The sequence below is a fragment of the Gimibacter soli genome (assembly GCF_028463845.1).
Taxonomy (GTDB): domain Bacteria; phylum Pseudomonadota; class Alphaproteobacteria; order Sphingomonadales; family Kordiimonadaceae; genus Gimibacter; species Gimibacter soli.
The window spans coordinates 342,387-356,710 of sequence record NZ_CP116805.1; the positions used below are offsets into that span (position 1 = coordinate 342,387).

17 protein-coding genes are annotated in these 14,324 nt (G+C 61.7%); 5 read left to right on the forward strand and 12 right to left on the reverse strand.

Translation table 11 applies throughout. The annotated features are described in order from the left end of the window. The first annotated feature begins 135 nt into the window (after positions 1 to 135). Together PH603_RS01570 and PH603_RS01575 are read left to right on the forward strand one after the other, a co-directional pair. Entirely contained in the window at positions 136 to 882 is a 747-nt protein-coding gene (locus PH603_RS01570) for a 2OG-Fe(II) oxygenase (RefSeq protein WP_289504165.1), read from the forward strand. A gap of 8 nt (positions 883 to 890) precedes the next feature. Continuing rightward, complete coding sequence (locus PH603_RS01575) at positions 891 to 2,189, forward strand: hypothetical protein (RefSeq protein WP_289504166.1); 1,299 nt, start codon at positions 891 to 893, stop codon at positions 2,187 to 2,189. Between the two features lie 4 nt (positions 2,190 to 2,193). On the opposite strand, the gene rlmN is transcribed toward PH603_RS01575, so the two are convergent. Further along, positions 2,194 to 3,420 (reverse strand): dual-specificity RNA methyltransferase RlmN, encoded by a 1,227-nt coding sequence (rlmN, locus tag PH603_RS01580; RefSeq protein WP_353507433.1) that lies wholly within the window; start codon positions 3,418 to 3,420, stop codon positions 2,194 to 2,196. A gap of 176 nt (positions 3,421 to 3,596) precedes the next feature. On the opposite strand from rlmN, the gene PH603_RS01585 reads away from it, so the two are divergent. Continuing rightward, positions 3,597 to 4,316 carry a hypothetical protein gene (locus PH603_RS01585; protein ID WP_289504168.1) on the forward strand — a complete coding sequence of 240 codons (720 nt, stop codon included), beginning with the start codon at positions 3,597 to 3,599 and terminating at the stop codon, positions 4,314 to 4,316. Positions 4,317 to 4,399: 83 nt separating this feature from the next. Here PH603_RS01585 and PH603_RS01590 read toward each other — a convergent pair whose 3' ends face one another. After that, complete coding sequence (locus PH603_RS01590) at positions 4,400 to 5,596, reverse strand: acyltransferase family protein (RefSeq protein WP_289504169.1); 1,197 nt, start codon at positions 5,594 to 5,596, stop codon at positions 4,400 to 4,402. A gap of 207 nt (positions 5,597 to 5,803) precedes the next feature. Between PH603_RS01590 and PH603_RS01595 the strand changes: the two genes are divergently transcribed. Then, positions 5,804 to 6,631 carry a LytTR family DNA-binding domain-containing protein gene (locus tag PH603_RS01595; protein WP_289504170.1) on the forward strand — a complete coding sequence of 276 codons (828 nt, stop codon included), beginning with the start codon at positions 5,804 to 5,806 and terminating at the stop codon, positions 6,629 to 6,631. Here PH603_RS01595 and PH603_RS01600 read toward each other — a convergent pair. Further along, positions 6,625 to 7,149 carry an invasion associated locus B family protein gene (locus tag PH603_RS01600; RefSeq protein WP_289504171.1) on the reverse strand — a complete coding sequence of 175 codons (525 nt, stop codon included), beginning with the start codon at positions 7,147 to 7,149 and terminating at the stop codon, positions 6,625 to 6,627. The two genes, PH603_RS01595 and PH603_RS01600, sit on opposite strands and share 7 nt — an antisense overlap. An 88-nt stretch (positions 7,150 to 7,237) precedes the next feature. Then, positions 7,238 to 7,828 (reverse strand): RNA methyltransferase, encoded by a 591-nt coding sequence (locus PH603_RS01605; protein ID WP_289504172.1) that lies wholly within the window; start codon positions 7,826 to 7,828, stop codon positions 7,238 to 7,240. Positions 7,829 to 8,008: 180 nt separating this feature from the next. Here PH603_RS01605 and PH603_RS01610 point away from each other — a divergent pair, with 180 nt between their 5' ends. After that, positions 8,009 to 8,584, forward strand: a complete 576-nt coding sequence (locus PH603_RS01610; RefSeq protein WP_289504173.1) for a septation protein A — start codon at positions 8,009 to 8,011, stop codon at positions 8,582 to 8,584. A gap of 3 nt (positions 8,585 to 8,587) precedes the next feature. Here PH603_RS01610 and PH603_RS01615 read toward each other — a convergent pair whose 3' ends face one another. The 8 genes from PH603_RS01615 to ccmD form a co-directional block, all read right to left on the reverse strand. Then, complete coding sequence (locus PH603_RS01615; protein WP_289504174.1) at positions 8,588 to 9,127, reverse strand: NUDIX hydrolase; 540 nt, start codon at positions 9,125 to 9,127, stop codon at positions 8,588 to 8,590. Positions 9,128 to 9,135: 8 nt separating this feature from the next. After that, complete coding sequence (locus PH603_RS01620; protein ID WP_289504175.1) at positions 9,136 to 9,465, reverse strand: hypothetical protein; 330 nt, start codon at positions 9,463 to 9,465, stop codon at positions 9,136 to 9,138. Between the two features lie 117 nt (positions 9,466 to 9,582). After that, positions 9,583 to 10,692 carry a c-type cytochrome biogenesis protein CcmI gene (gene ccmI / locus PH603_RS01625; RefSeq protein WP_289504176.1) on the reverse strand — a complete coding sequence of 370 codons (1,110 nt, stop codon included), beginning with the start codon at positions 10,690 to 10,692 and terminating at the stop codon, positions 9,583 to 9,585. Continuing rightward, positions 10,689 to 11,165, reverse strand: a complete 477-nt coding sequence (locus tag PH603_RS01630) for a cytochrome c-type biogenesis protein (protein WP_289504177.1) — start codon at positions 11,163 to 11,165, stop codon at positions 10,689 to 10,691. The genes ccmI and PH603_RS01630 overlap by 4 nt, the downstream gene beginning before the upstream one ends. Continuing rightward, positions 11,162 to 11,698: a DsbE family thiol:disulfide interchange protein gene (locus tag PH603_RS01635; RefSeq protein ID WP_289504178.1), complete on the reverse strand. Its 537-nt coding sequence runs from the start codon at positions 11,696 to 11,698 to the stop codon at positions 11,162 to 11,164. Before PH603_RS01635 ends, PH603_RS01630 begins: the two co-directional genes overlap by 4 nt. Continuing rightward, positions 11,695 to 13,668, reverse strand: coding sequence for a heme lyase CcmF/NrfE family subunit (locus PH603_RS01640; RefSeq protein ID WP_289504179.1), 1,974 nt, complete (start codon positions 13,666 to 13,668; stop codon positions 11,695 to 11,697). The genes PH603_RS01635 and PH603_RS01640 overlap by 4 nt, the downstream gene beginning before the upstream one ends. Continuing rightward, positions 13,665 to 14,150, reverse strand: coding sequence for a cytochrome c maturation protein CcmE (gene ccmE, locus PH603_RS01645; RefSeq protein ID WP_289504180.1), 486 nt, complete (start codon positions 14,148 to 14,150; stop codon positions 13,665 to 13,667). The genes PH603_RS01640 and ccmE overlap by 4 nt, the downstream gene beginning before the upstream one ends. Beyond that, the gene (gene ccmD / locus PH603_RS01650) at positions 14,151 to 14,324 is read right to left on the reverse strand and encodes a heme exporter protein CcmD (protein ID WP_289504181.1); all 174 of its coding nucleotides are present in this window, start codon (positions 14,322 to 14,324) and stop codon (positions 14,151 to 14,153) included.

Genomic DNA, 14,324 nt, shown 5'->3' on the forward strand with positions numbered 1-14,324 from the left:
GCACTTGTGCCGGGCGCAGGGCGGGCTGATGGCAGCCGCGTGATCAATTGCGGCAGGCCGGGGGCAAGGCGCAAATCCCCTGAAGCTTTGACGACCAGTGATACCGGCGTTAAGAGAGACCGAACGGAGGTGCCGATGACTGAGCCCGATACCGGCCCGATACTGAACCCCGCACTGGACGGGGCCGCCCTCGCGCGCCTTTATGGTGCGGCAGGACGCCTGCATATCGCCGGGATCATGACCGAGCCCTCGGCCAAGGCCCTGCATGACGTGATCGCGACCTTCGCTGACTGGAACCTAAGCCTGCGCAAGGGGGACGGCGATCACAGCATCCCGCCCGAACAGCGCCGGCACATGAGCGCCGACCAGATGGCGACGCTGCGGCGGCTCATCGACATGTCGGCCACACAGGGCTTCCAGTATCTTTTCGAGAATTACCCCATATATGACGCCTGCCACGCAGGCATCGCACCACCCGCCTTCCGGCAGCTGTTTGATTTTTTGAACGGCGAGGCTTTCCTTGGCCTGATGCGGCAGATAACCGGCCACAGCGATATCGGCTTCGCGGACGCGCAGGTCACCCGGTTTACCGCTGGTGACTTCCTCACCACCCACGATGATGATGTGGACGGCAAGGACCGCCGTGCGGCCTATGTCCTGAACCTGACGCCCAGCTGGCGGGCGGACTGGGGCGGCATCCTCCAGTTCCTTGATGGTGACGGGCATGTCGAGGCCGGCTTCGTGCCGTCTTTCAATGCCCTCAACCTGTTTTCCGTTCCGAAGCTGCATGCCGTGAGTCAGGTCTCGACCTTCTCGCCGGGCGCGCGGCTTTCGGTCACCGGCTGGCTGCGCGCCGGCAAGGACCCGGGACCTGCCCAATGAGTACCGATATGACTGCACACTTCCCTGCCCCGCCCCGCCTGACACGCCCGAAGCTGAAGCGCGCCTTCGTGCATATCGGCACAACAAAGACGGGAACGAGCAGCATCCAGCAGCGGCTTTTCCGCAACCGCGACAATCTGCAGGGCGCCGGCATCCTCTATCCGGCCAACGAAGCCAACCATGTTTTCTTCGCTTCCGCTTTCCGGCTGGAGCCGACCGAAATTTCCAACAACCTGCGCGAAGGGCTGGGGCAGCCGACGGTGCTTGCCCGCCATATCGAGCGGGAGTTTGAAAAACTGGCGGCGGAGCTTGATGCCTTCACCGGCGACACGCTTGTCATCTCCAGCGAATTCCTGTGCGACACGCCCGAGGAAGGTTGCACCGCCATGGCGGCATGGCTTCATGCGGTGGCTGAGGAAATTACCATCGTTTGCTATATCCGCCATCCGGTTTTCCACGCCATTTCATCGGCACAGCAGGTGATCCGCAGTGGCCTGAGGACACTGGAACAGACGGAAGACGAGCTCTATTTCTACAGCCCGTCGAACATCCTGCCCCGCTTCATCGATGCCTTTGGCCGCCCGCGCGTTCTTGTCCGCCCGTTCGAACGGGAGGCCCTTAAGGACGGCGACGTTGTTACGGACTTTCTGGGGATCGTCGGGGAGGATGCAGCCATCCTCACCAATGACGCCCCCGAGGAAGCAAACCCGGCCATGAGCCTTGAAGCCGCGCTCATTGCCGACGCGCTGATGCAGAAGGAAGCCTACCGTCAGGACGGCGACTGGAACCCCAACCGGGCACGGTCGCATGGGTTCAACCTCATTCCCGGTTCGCCCTTTTCCTTCAGCAAGGCCGCCTACAAGCGCCTGACCCAGAAGGCGGCGCCCGACCTGCGTTACCTGAAGAAGGTGTTCGGGGTCACTTTCGCCAAGCTGCCGCCGAAAAGCATCAAGGACCCGAAGCCGGCATGGGGACCGGAAACCATCGAAGGGCTTGCCGACCATATCAACAAGCTGGCGCTTGAGGGCCAGCACGCGCGGGCCAAGGTGTTTTTCCTGAATGCGCGGGAAGCCATGCGCAACGGCAACCGGCAGAAAGCCATGCTCGGCGTGCAACGGGCGCTGGTCTTAAAGCCCGAATTCCCGCAAGCCGCGATGCTGCTGTGCCGGCTGTTGCGTGCGGCTGGCCGCCTTGATGAAGCCATCACGCAGGCAAAGCGCCAGATCGAGCTTCGCCCCGATTTCGAGCCGATGCAGCTTCTGCTTGCCCGGCTGGAAGCCAATGAGGGCGAGGAGGACGCCGGCTGACCGGTCAGCCGGTAACCCAGCCAAGCGCGCTGTCGGACGCTTCCATATGCGGCACATCGGCAGCAGCCGCTGCTGCCTCGCGGTCACGCTCGGCGCGTGACTTTTTCTCGGATGCGGACTTGAGCTGGCCACATGCCGCCATGATATCGCGCCCACGCGGGGTACGGATCGGCGCCGAGATACCGCCCTCGTAAACGATATCCGAAAAGCGCTGGATCTGCGCCCATTCCGAACATTCATAGTCGCTGCCCGGCCACGGGTTGAACGGAATAAGGTTCACCTTGGCCGGCAGCTTGTATTTGCGGATAAGGCGGACGAGTTCTTTCGCATCCGCATCGCTGTCGTTGATGCCTTTCAGCATCGTATATTCGAACGTGATGCGGCGGGCATTGTGGGCGCCGGGGTAATTGGCGCAGGCGGTGAGCACCTGTTCCAGATTATATTTCTTGTTGATCGGCATGATGTCCGAGCGCACGTCATCGCGCACCGCATGGAGGCTGACGGCGAGGTTCACGCCGATTTCCTGCCCCGCGCGTTCCATGTGCGGCACTACGCCTGAGGTGGAAAGCGTGATGCGGCGGCGGGAAAGCTGGATGCCTTCCTCGTCCATCACGATCTCCAGCGCCTTCTTGACGTTGTCGAAATTATAAAGCGGCTCGCCCATACCCATCATCACGATGTTGGTGACCCGGCGGCCTTCGGTGGGATTTTCCCACTCGCCAAGGTCATCGCGCGCCACCATGAGCTGGGCGACGATCTCGGCAGCTGTCAGGTTGCGCACCAGCTTCATTGTGCCGGTATGGCAGAATTTGCAATTGAGCGTGCAGCCGACCTGGCTGGACACACAAAGCGTGCCGCGGTCTTCCTCGGGGATATAAACCGTCTCGGCTTCGTTGCCGTCGGCGAAACGGATCAGATATTTGCGGGTGCCGTCGTTCGAATACTGGGCTTCCACCACTTGCGGCCGGTCGATCACGAAATGATCCGCCATCAGGGCGCGCACGTCTTTCGACACGTTGGTCATGACCTCGAACGAGGTGACCCCGCGGTGATACAGCCAGTGCCACACCTGCGTGGTGCGCATCTTGATCTGCTTTTCGGGAACGCCGATCTCGGCGAGGGCAAGCTTCAGGTCCTCACGGTCGAAACCGAGGATATTGCGCTTGCCTTCCTTGAGGGCGGGATCGGCACGGTCGGCCACAATGGGCTCGACCCCGGACGGGATCTGCATCATCTTCTCTCTCCTGCCTTTCAGACACGTCGGGTCTTCCAGGGCGCTTCGGGCACAGGGGCGTTCCACCCCCGCGCGGGTTCTTAAGGTGCGGGCGGCTTATACGCCTGAGCGGGCGGATTGTAAAGACGTGGCTCCGTCGATACTGTCTACGCGCAATCAATTGGAGTGAAGCGATGAAATCTGCCGCTATCGCAGCCTTTGCAACCATCTTGATTCAACATGCTGTTTCAGCGCAGCAGGACGCTCAAGTGGAAGTTCGCCAAGCCACAGCTGACGAATTGGACCTAGTGCTAGGGCAAACGTTCGGCGGCAGCGCAGCAGGCTTTCATGCAGTTGAATCAAATGTCAAAGAGTTCAGAGATCAAAAGCTTATTGAGCTTGTCGTGAAAGCCAATCCCTATCGGTCGAGCAAAATTGCCTGCCGAATGAAAGAGAGTAGGATATATTTTAATAAACAGGGTCAAATTACAAAAATAGATAAGATTGACTATACTAGAATTTCTCTATCAGAAATTGACGACTGTAGCGTCAAAACGAATTGGTTCTACATTGATGGAGGAATATCTGATCAAGAAGTAAAATATACGATTGATGAATTCATAAAAGTCGTCGGGAAAATGGACAAGCGTGAATTCTGTGATGCCTTATTAGATAAAGACCAAAAATCATTCGTCGGTAACCTGTGCGACTTCAACTGGGAACAGTTCAAAGATGTGGATAGCTCCCAGATATTCGGTGTCCACTGGGCCAAGCCAAAATCAGACAATTCTTCGTGCCGTGGGATTGAGATTAGCGCAGGTGTTCCCAACAGCTACTGGACTATTTATATCGAACCATGTGGAAGTGAGCAGGCTCCTTTCAGCAATTTCCGGGTGCACGTTCACATAGTCTAAGCCTAGGAAAGGGCGAGGGGCCACGGCGAACGCATTCTTCAACGCACCGAAGCCCAATAGCCGCTCAATAATATCCAGTAGATTTATTCTGCAGCACTCTCCGGCAGGTAGCCAGAGATCGGCTCCCTTCGTGCCTCTCGCCCAAACACACCAAACAGCGGGCGGAGGAGCGGGAAGGGGCGGATCAGGTAATGATAGCCGAGCCCGCAGCCGAGCGTGGTGACGGCGACAAGCGCGGTGAATTCGACAGGGGCCGAGAAGCCGTAACCCGACAGCCAGACGGCGGCGATAACGATGATTGTCTGGTGCAGGATATAATAGGGGAAGACCGCACGGGTGAAATAACCGAGCATCGGGTGCGGACGGTTGAGATAGGCCTGCGCAAGACCCAGCAGGCTGAGGATCGCGGCCCACGCATAGATGACCCGCGCCGCACGGGCGATGGCAATAGCCGTGTCATGCCCCGGCATCAGCGCATCCCAGTTGGCCCAGACCGGCGTGAGCATGGCGCCAAGTGCGATGGCGACACAGAGGCAGGCGCGCCACGACCGGGCAATCACCCGCCAGAAGGCGTCACTTTTGGCGACCAGAATGCCATAAGCGAAGATCATGAAATAGTTGGCATGGGCGTTCCAGTCATCCACCAGCGCATGGGTTGTCGGGAACCATTCATCGAGCGTGAAGCGGAAAAGGATGAAGGGCAGTGCGGGCAGGAGAAGGATGCCGCCCCTGTCCATCCATGCCTCGAAACGCCCGCCTTCAAGCTTTGCCGCAATACTGCGGAACACCGGCATCAGGGCAATCGCAATCAGCGAATAAACAAGCAGATAGACGACATACCAGAGATGGTTCCATGTCGGCACGATGACGCTGAAACCCTTATCGGCGCTTAAATACCGCGCCCAGAAATCGAGATAGCCGGGGGTGATCTCGCCCTTCGCCAGAAGCTCGAAATAGGATTGCGGGGTCACGATCACCGCCATCCCGAAAACAACCGGCACAAGGAGCCGGACAATACGTTTGCGGGCGAAGATGGCGGCAGGTGCCTTGTCTGCGGCGAAGCGAAGGGCGACGCCCGAAATGAAGAAAAGCAGCGACAGGCGCCACGGATTGAGAAGCATCATCGCGGGCTCGGCCCAAGGGCCGGCGTGCGGGCTTTTGACGTGCCAGCCCCACGTCACATAATACATGCCGATATGATAGAAGATCAGCAGGCCGAAGGCGATGACGCGCAGCCAATCGAGATCATAGCGACGCGGGGGGTTGGTGATGGCTGTCATGGCTCGGGGCTCCTTGTTTTTTGCACGGAGCCTGCCTTCGATGCTTCATCGTCGCCACCATCCGGGGGTGAACGTCATCGCCGCCGGGACAAGTGGTAAGGCCCATAGCTACCCTTGGGACAAACGGTATCGCCTTCGGGACAAGCGGTAGGATACCCGCGCCATAAGGCTTTGCGGGGCGTGCGGCGCGGCGCTAGACTGCCCGCCATGATGAAACATCTGGCAAAGGGCTATCTGGATCACTTCCGCCGGCACAAGGGCTTTGTGCTGGCCGTGATTGCCATTACCGGCGTTTTTCTGGTGGTGAATGCGAACACGATGGTGAGCGACTATGAAAGCATCGGCCAGCCCATCGACTGGCGCAAACCGGTGCTTTACGAATTCACCAGTGCGCTTGCCATCCTGATCATGCTGCCCGGCATCATCGCCACGGGGGAACGCTGGCCGCCGCGCCGCACGAGCTGGTGGCGGCACCTGCCCGTCTATCTTGCCAGCACCATCGCCTTTTCCGCCGGGCACATAACCCTGATGGTGCTGATGCGCATGGCGGCGTTTCCGCTGCTGTTCGAGGGCAGCTATGACTTTTTCTACCGGGGCCTCGGCGCGCTACCTTATGAATTCTGGAAAGATGCCCGCACCTTCGTGCTGCTGTTCGGCGGTTTCATCCTGTTTGGCGACGCGCTGAAGGCTGCGGCACAGCGGAGCGGCGGCCTGCCGATCGAGCTGAAAAGCGGCGCGACCCGCATCCTTCTCGACCCCGCCGATTTTCTGTTCGCCAAGGGTGCCGCCAACTATGCCGAAATCACCAGCGGTTCGGGCGAAAGCCTTGCGCGCATCACGCTATCCGAGCTGCAGGAAAAACTGGCCGCCGAGGGGGTGCCCGCGGTGCGTATCCACCGGTCCTATATCGTCAACCGCGCGGCAATCCGCACCATCGACCCCATCGCCGGGGGCGACATGAAGCTGACGCTGAAAGACGGGCGCACCCTGCGCGCCAGCCGGCGCTACAGGGCCGAGCTTGAAACTTCTCAGTAACCGCAGGCCTTGCTGATTGCCTTGAAGGCGGCGGTGAAGCCGGACAGCGAATAGGTATCGGTGGTTTTGGTGCCGCGCGACGACATGCCTTCAACCGTGAGGCTGGAGCCGCGCTGCATGGCCGCCACGATCCGGCCGTCATCGGCGGCATCATAGGCCCAGGCGCCGTTGCCATCGACAAAGAGCTTGAAGCTCGTTTTGCCGTCGACCGTGAATTTCACATCCTGCCCCGGTTTCAGCGGATAGCCGACCACGGCATTCACCTCGCCCTTCCGTTTCTGGCCGGGCATGTGGGAAATGGTGATGTAGATATCGCCGCGCCGCGCGCCGGATTTGGAAACAGCGCTCTTTTTCGGCACCGAGATCATGTAGCAGGTCTTGGATTTGCCGCTGACATGCGTCAGCGCGTCCCAGTCGCGATAACTGCCGAGGATGTCGCGCTTTCCCTGGGCCGTGGCCGGCATCGCCGCCGTGGTCACAAGGGTTGCCAGCATCGCCAGCGCGGACATCATACGCATCGTCATTCGCCTTTCTTTGAACAATCCCGGAGGGCTCCCTGCCCCACCCTTATTACGTCTTTGCGTGGCGGACAAGGCCCCGCCCCAATTAACCCTTCGAGCGCTCCACTATGTTGCGCCCGATGCTCGTCTTCACCCCGTCCTCGCGCACGATGCGCCCGCCATGGACATGGGCGCCGCGATCCTCCACCGGCTGTCCCGTCATCACCGGGCGTTCGGCAAAACCGCCAAGCAGGCGGGCGCGGTCATACATCACGATGGCCCCGGCCGTGGCCACATTCAGGCTGAAGGCCGTGGGGATGCGGATAAGCGCACTGCAGCGCGCCACCGTCTCGGGGCTCAGGCTCGTGCGTTCACCGCCGAGGATATAGATAGCCTGTGTGGGATGGCGGAATTCGGGCAGCGCCACGCTTTCATCGGTCATTTCAATGCCGACAAGCTGGCACCCTTGCGGCATCGGCACGTCATCCAGCGTATCGAAGCTGTAAAAGGGGATCTGCTGCCACGATTTCGATGTATCGGTGAAGGGCACGGTCACCGGCTCACCCGTATCGGCGCGCACCTTGGGCCGCACCGCAAAAGCGAAGGCGGCGCCAAAGGCGTGGCCCGTGCGGATCAGGTTGCCGATATTGCCTTCCTTCGACGCACCCTCGATACCGATGCCGAAATAGCCGCGCATCAGCAGCGCTTTCCCCATGCCATCGGGGCATTGTTGGCGTTGCGTCTCGTCTGGCTCTGGCGCATAAAGGGCATCCTTTGGGCGGTGGTTCCTGTTTTTCTAGCCGCAAAGGGCGCTTGGGGGCAAGGCTGCCGGTCCGGGCGCACGTTGAGACGACAGTTGATGAAAGAGACAGCCGGTATGAGCGAGGCGAAATCCACCAACCTTTGGCGCAAGATTCTGACCGACTTCGGGCCGCTGATCCTTTTCTTCGTGGCCTTCAAGTTCGGCGGCATCATGGTGGCGACCGGCGTCTTCATGGCCTCGATGGTGGTGGCGATCATCGCGTCGAAGCTTCTGGATGGCAAAATCCCGCCGATGCTGTGGGTCACCTTCGCCATCGTCATCGTTATGGGGTCGCTGACGCTTTACCTGAACGACGAAACCTTCGTGAAGATGAAGCCGACCATCGTGAACGGCATCTTTGCTGTCATCCTTTTCTTCGGGCTTGTCACCGGGCGGCCACTTCTGAAGACCGTGCTTGCCTCGGGCTTTCCTCCGCTTGCCGAGCGCGGCTGGACCCTGATGACCCGCAACTGGGCCTTCTTCTTTGTCGCGATGGCGGCGATCAATGAAGCCGTCTGGCGCACGCAATCGACCGATACGTGGGTGGATTTCAAGACCTTCGGCTTCCTGCCGCTGACCTTCCTGTTCGCGATCAGCCAGGCGCCGATCCTGAACAAATATCAGATCAAGGAAGACGGCGAAGAGGCGTAAGCCTCAGACATTCTCCCAACCCGGCGGGTTGGTGAAGGGGGCAAAGTCGTCCCGGCCAGCGATTTCCTGAAAATGCCCGAGCGCCCAATGCACGCTCGGGAAGGCAAGATCATCCCACGGGATATCGGCGAGCGTGAAAAGGCCAACCTCAAGGCTTTCAGGGCCGGGCTCAATCGCCGCATCTGTCAGCCGCGCCCGGTAAAACATCTGCACCTGGCTGATGCGCTTCACCGTGTAAACGCCCAGAAGATCGACAATCTCGATCTTCGCGCGGGCTTCTTCCCATGCTTCGCGCATCGCGCCTTCAGCCGGGGTTTCGTGCATTTCAAGGAAACCGGCCGGCAGGGTCCAGCGGCCCTTCTGCGGATGGATCGCGCGGCGGCACAGAAGGATGCTGTCGCCGTGCGTGACAACCGCACCCGCAATGATCTTGGGATTTTCATAAGCGATGAAACCGCAATCGCTGCAGACGAGACGTTCCATCTCATCGCCGTCCGGCACCTTGCGTGTGAAATTGACGGGCGTTCCGGGGGGCGCTGCCATGCTGCCGGTCAGACCCGGATATCGATGATCTGGCCAAGCGGCTGGCGCCGCTCTTCTTCCTGTTTGGCGGAAACGCGGCCAAGCGGTGCTTCGCGCGTCGAGGTACCCGTCAGGGCCTGCACCTTCTGCTTGGCGGCCTGCAGCTCGTCTTCACTTGAAAGCTTGTCGCGCGCAACAAGCGCACGGCCAGAGCCATCCTGCTTCGCCCCGTCATAAGGCGTGCGGACGGTGCTGCGGGCCGCGGTACGGTCCTGCGCATTCTGGTCTGTCTGGATCTGTCCCTGCAGCTGACGTTGGAGCTGTGCTTGCAACTGCAGCGGGGTCTGATCGACTTTCATCGGAAGAAGACCTCGGTTCAACCCTCTTTTCGGGGGATGAGGGCCGTTCGGGCCCATCTTGTGCGGTCGCTTTTGCTGCCGTGATTCCCGGGCCGGGGCAAAGTGCCCTGCCGTGGCTCAAGGCTCTCCGGATTCCTGCAATTTGTCAAGAAGCGCGCGCAAGGATGCCGCATCTTCGCCCGAAACTGCCGCTATTCCCTTCTCCAGAACGGCAATTGCGGCGGCGCGATCACCAAGGGTGAGTCGCGCGCGGGCCAGCATCATCCATCCTGCCGGGTCATTCGGGGCCGACTCGAGCCGCGCTTCAAGCCGCGCCACCATGCTTTCGATGAAGGCCTGCCGCTCCTCTTCGCTCATCTGCGCGAAGGCGGCAACAGCATCGTCGGTCACCGCAGGCGGGCGAGCGCCAAGCTCACGCAGGCGAGCAAGCGCCGCTTCGCGGTAAGGGCCGGGGCGGTCCACACCGTCGACAATCGCCTCGAAGCGCGAAATGGCCGTTGCCTGATCACCGCCCTGCAACGCCGCGAGCCCGCGATAGTAGAAAACCGCCGGATGGCCGGGGACATCCTTTTCAATTTCATTCAGCACCAGCTCGGCCGCTGGCGACACCTGCCCCTGCACAAGCGCCGTCAGGGCTTCAAGCTCATGCAGGCGCCATACATTGGGGCCAGCGGGCTCCATATCGGCGCGGCGGGCAAAAGCATCGGCGGCGGTGCCGAAGTCACCGATGGTGGCCGACACCTGCCCCAGGAATTCAAGCGCTTTGGGATCATCCGGGTCGGTTTTCAGCCTTTCCCTGATCCGCGCGATGGCCTCGGCATAGGTCGGCTCGCCCGGCATCAGCGGCTGGTCCACCAGTCGTTCGCGTTCGGGGATCGCGGCAGGCAGCGTCGGGGCGCCAACGCGCGCATACAGGGCCGCAGCCCCTGCCACCATCACAACACCAAGCGCCAGCTGGAAGCGCCAGCCAGTTGCCTTCGACGGCAAAGCCGTGGCTGCCGACCCGCCGTCCGCCATTTTCAGCAGGCGGCGTTCGATCTCCACTTCGGCGGCCTTCGCGGCGTCAGCGTCAATCAGGCCGCTTGCCACATCTGCCTTCAGCCCGGCGATCTGCGCCTTATAGTGTGCCAGCGGATCGGGCATGGCGTTCGCGGCCTGTGCACGAACCGGCCACAGAAGGAAAAGGGCAGCGACCAGCGCAAGCCCGGCGCAAAGGAACCAGATCATCCGCGCGGCTCCTTCCCGTTCGCCTCAGCGGCTTCAAGAAGCGCTTTCAGCCTGGCTTCCTCGTCCGCACTTAAGGGCGGTGGCGGGGCAGCCCGGCGGCGCATCAGGATACCGGCGGCAACAAGAAGCAGAATGAGAAGCGGCGAGCCCCAGAGGATCAGCGTGCGACCGGCGACCGGCGGCTTCAACAGCACCCAGTCGCCGTAGCGTTCCACAAGATAGACCTTCACAGCATCGGTATCGTCGCCCGCCGCCATGCGCTCGCGGATCAGAACACGTAGGTCCCGCGCGAGGTCGGCGTCCGAATCCTCGATCGACTGGTTCTGGCAAACAAGGCAGCGGACTTCTTTCATCAGCTCGCGCGCCTCGGCTTCTTTGGCCGGGTCATCAAGCGGCACTTCGTCCACATCCACGCCGTAAGCTGGGAGGGCAAAGGTCGCGACAAGCATCAGGCGGGCAAGGAGATGTTTCACCGGGCGGCCTCCACAGCGGGCAGGACACGGGTTTCAAGCGCGTCCCCGACAACCGGGCCCCAGTGACGGTAACGCACCATGCCTTCGCCGTCGATCACGAAGGTTTCGGGCACGCCCGACACGCCCCATTCGATGCCTGCGCGGCCACTTTCGTCCAGCACGACTTTATCGTAAGGATTTCCAAGTTCTTCGAGAAATGCCCGCGCGGCGGCTGGCTTGTCCTTGTAGGCGATGCCGATGATCTGCACCTTGTGCTCGCCCGCCAATGCCATCAGGCTTTCATGCTCGGCCCGGCAGGGCACACACCAGCTGGCGAAGAAATTGACTATGACCGGCACCCCGCGCTTGAGGTCAGCGGGGGTGAGCGGCTCACCGCCTGGCTCCAGCGCATAAAGCGTTAGTGCCGGTGCCGCACGGCCCACAAGCACGCTATCGATTTCGGCGGGGTTGCGATCACCCATCAGCATCGCGCCCATCAGCACGACGAGGGCGACAAAGGCCGCGAGCGGCAGGAAAACCCAGGGGCCTTTCATGCCGTCTTCTCCCGCGCGGCGGCCGCACCCACCCGTGCCCGGCGGTCACTCAGCGACAGCAGCCCGCCCGCCATCATCATCAGCGCGCCGAGCCAGAGGCCCGAAATCGCCGGTTTGAAATAAAGCCTCAGCGACCAGCGACCATCCGCCACCACAGGGCCGATGGCCTCGCCGATCACGGCATACAGATCCCCCGTCACCAGCGGACGGATGGCGGCTTCGGTGGTTTCCATCACCGGATCGCCGAAGGTGCGGTCTTCGGGGGTCAGCACGGTCACAAGGTCACCGTCCTTGCGGACCGTAAGCGTGCCGCGCACGGCGGCATAGTTGGGACCAGCGACCGGCTCTACCTTGTCGAGCGTGAATTCAAAGCCGCCCACCATCGCCGTTTCGCCGGGCGACAGGACGGTCAGCGTTTCGCTCGTCCAGGCTTCGCTGATGGTGATTGCCAGCACCAGCACGCCAAGCCCCATATGGGCGAGCGCCATGCCAAGCGCAGCGCGCGGCAAACGTACGAGCCGTCGGAGGCCCGCGACAGGCCCTTCGAAGAAGCGGACCCGCTGCAAGATTTCAAGCTTGGCGGAAGCAATCAGCCAAAGCCCGAGCGCGAGGCCGAAGGCGCTCATCACATAGCCGCCGGCAGTTGCCCAGATGGTGCCGACGAACACAACAGCCGCGACGATCAGTGCCGGCAGCAGCAGCCGGAAGGCGCGCGACAGGCGCCCGCGTTTCCACGCAAGCAAGGGCCCAAGGCCAAGGGCAACGATCAGCGGGCTCATCAGCACAAGTGCGGCATAATCGAAGAAGGGCGCGCCGACCGATATCTGCGCCCCGCCCGCGGCTTCGACAAAGAGCGGATAGAGCGTGCCGATGAGCACGACCGCCGCGAAGGTGGCGAGGAGGATATTATTGAGGACAAGCGCGCTTTCGCGGCTGACGAGCCCGAAGAGCCCACCGGGGGCGAGCGACGGCGCCCGCATCGCGAATAGCGTCAGCGAGGCACCCACAACAACCGCGAGGAAACCAAGGATGAAGATGCCCCGTGCGGGATCCACCGCGAAGGCATGCACGCTGGTGATGACGCCCGAGCGCACAAGGAAGGTGCCAAGGAGCGAGAAAGAGAAAGCAACAATCGCCAGAAGGATCGTCCAGCTTTTGAGCGCGTCGCGCTTTTCCACCACGATGGCGGAATGCAGAAGGGCGGTCGCCGCGAGCCATGGCATGAAGCTGGCGTTTTCGACCGGGTCCCAGAACCACCAGCCGCCCCAGCCGAGCTCATAATAGGCCCACCATGAACCGAGCGCGATGCCGCCAGTGAGGAAGATCCAGGCCGTCAGAGTCCAGGGCCGCACCCAGCGCGCCCACATCGGGGTCACTTCACGCTCGATCAGTGCGGCGACCGCAAAGGAGAAGGCGACAGAAAGGCCGACATAGCCGAGATAGAGCATCGGTGGATGGAAGGCGAGGCCGGGGTCCTGCAGCAGCGGATTGAGACCGTTACCTTCAAGCGGCGCCGGCGACAGGCGCTCGAACGGGTTCGACGTCACCAGAATGAACAGGAGGAAACCAAGCGACAGCAGCGCCTGCACCGACAGCACCCGTGCGCGGAAAACAAGCGGCAGCTTGCGCCCGAACAGCGAAATGAGGCTGGCGAACAGGGTAAGGATCAGCACCCAGAGGAGGAGGCTGCCTTCATGGTTGCCCCATGTGCCCGCCACCTTATAGAGCATCGGCTTGGCCGTGTGACTGTTGGCTGCGACAACTTTCAGCGAAAAGTCAGAAACGATAAAGCCATGCATGAGGGCGGCGAAGGCGATTGCCACCATCAGGAACTGGGCGACAGCGAAGCGGTCGGCGAGTGCAATGAGGCTCATGTCCCGGCGCTTCAGGCCCACGGGCGGCACGATGCCTGCCATCAGGGCCAGAATGGTGGCGATGACGAGCGCGAAATGGCCGGCTTCAGCGATCATCGGCCCACCGTCTCTGCCGCTGTGGCAACACCTTCGGGGTGCGTGCAGGCGGCGGCATTCTTCGGCATGGTGCCCGGCGGCGCATAGTTTTCGTCATGCTTGGCAAGCACCGTATCGGCGACAAACAGCCCGGCCGTATCGAAGGTGCCTTCGGTCACCACGCCCTGCCCCTCACGGAACAGGTCCGGCAGGATGCCGCGGAAGCTGACCTTCACATCGGCCACACAGTCGGTCACGGTGAAAAGGTTGGTCACGCCGTCATCACCCCGGTGGAAGCTGCCGGTGGCGACAAGGCCACCGAGCTTCAGCCGGTCACCCGGCTTCACGTCATGTTCGGCAATATCGCTCGGCTGCACGAACAAGCTGAGGCTGTTGGAGCCGAGCGCATACAGCACGAGGCCGGTGGCAAGCCCGAGCGTGACAAGCCCGGCGGTGAGCACCACTAGGCGCTGGCTTTTTCGCGTTGTCAGGCCCTTCGCCATTCAGTTTTCCTCACCTTCGGCCATGATCCGTTCGCGCAGGCGCGCCACATCGGCAGCGGCCTGCCGCGCGGCCCGGCGCGTGCGCAGCCAGAGGCCGGCAAGTGCGACTGTCACTATAGCATAGGACGCCCAGACGAAGACGGCATAACCGCCCATATCGAGGAAGTCGGCCAT

Excerpts from the sequence above, each read along its gene's own strand:
- PH603_RS01570 (WP_289504165.1), top strand. The coding sequence starts at position 136 with ATGACTGAGCCCGATACCGGCCCGATACTGAACCCCGCACTGGACGGG.
- PH603_RS01575 (WP_289504166.1), top strand. The coding sequence starts at position 891 with ATGACTGCACACTTCCCTGCCCCGCCCCGCCTGACACGCCCGAAGCTG.
- rlmN (WP_353507433.1), bottom strand. The coding sequence starts at position 3,420 with ATGCAGATCCCGTCCGGGGTCGAGCCCATTGTGGCCGACCGTGCCGAT.
- PH603_RS01585 (WP_289504168.1), top strand. The coding sequence starts at position 3,597 with ATGAAATCTGCCGCTATCGCAGCCTTTGCAACCATCTTGATTCAACAT.
- PH603_RS01590 (WP_289504169.1), bottom strand. The coding sequence starts at position 5,596 with ATGACAGCCATCACCAACCCCCCGCGTCGCTATGATCTCGATTGGCTG.
- PH603_RS01595 (WP_289504170.1), top strand. The coding sequence starts at position 5,804 with ATGATGAAACATCTGGCAAAGGGCTATCTGGATCACTTCCGCCGGCAC.
- PH603_RS01600 (WP_289504171.1), bottom strand. The coding sequence starts at position 7,149 with ATGCGTATGATGTCCGCGCTGGCGATGCTGGCAACCCTTGTGACCACG.
- PH603_RS01605 (WP_289504172.1), bottom strand. The coding sequence starts at position 7,828 with ATGCGCGGCTATTTCGGCATCGGTATCGAGGGTGCGTCGAAGGAAGGC.
- PH603_RS01610 (WP_289504173.1), top strand. The coding sequence starts at position 8,009 with ATGAGCGAGGCGAAATCCACCAACCTTTGGCGCAAGATTCTGACCGAC.
- PH603_RS01615 (WP_289504174.1), bottom strand. The coding sequence starts at position 9,127 with ATGGCAGCGCCCCCCGGAACGCCCGTCAATTTCACACGCAAGGTGCCG.
- PH603_RS01620 (WP_289504175.1), bottom strand. The coding sequence starts at position 9,465 with ATGAAAGTCGATCAGACCCCGCTGCAGTTGCAAGCACAGCTCCAACGT.
- ccmI (WP_289504176.1), bottom strand. The coding sequence starts at position 10,692 with ATGATCTGGTTCCTTTGCGCCGGGCTTGCGCTGGTCGCTGCCCTTTTC.
- PH603_RS01635 (WP_289504178.1), bottom strand. The coding sequence starts at position 11,698 with ATGAAAGGCCCCTGGGTTTTCCTGCCGCTCGCGGCCTTTGTCGCCCTC.
- PH603_RS01640 (WP_289504179.1), bottom strand. The coding sequence starts at position 13,668 with ATGATCGCTGAAGCCGGCCATTTCGCGCTCGTCATCGCCACCATTCTG.
- ccmE (WP_289504180.1), bottom strand. The coding sequence starts at position 14,150 with ATGGCGAAGGGCCTGACAACGCGAAAAAGCCAGCGCCTAGTGGTGCTC.
- ccmD (WP_289504181.1), bottom strand. The coding sequence starts at position 14,324 with ATGGCCGACTTCCTCGATATGGGCGGTTATGCCGTCTTCGTCTGGGCG.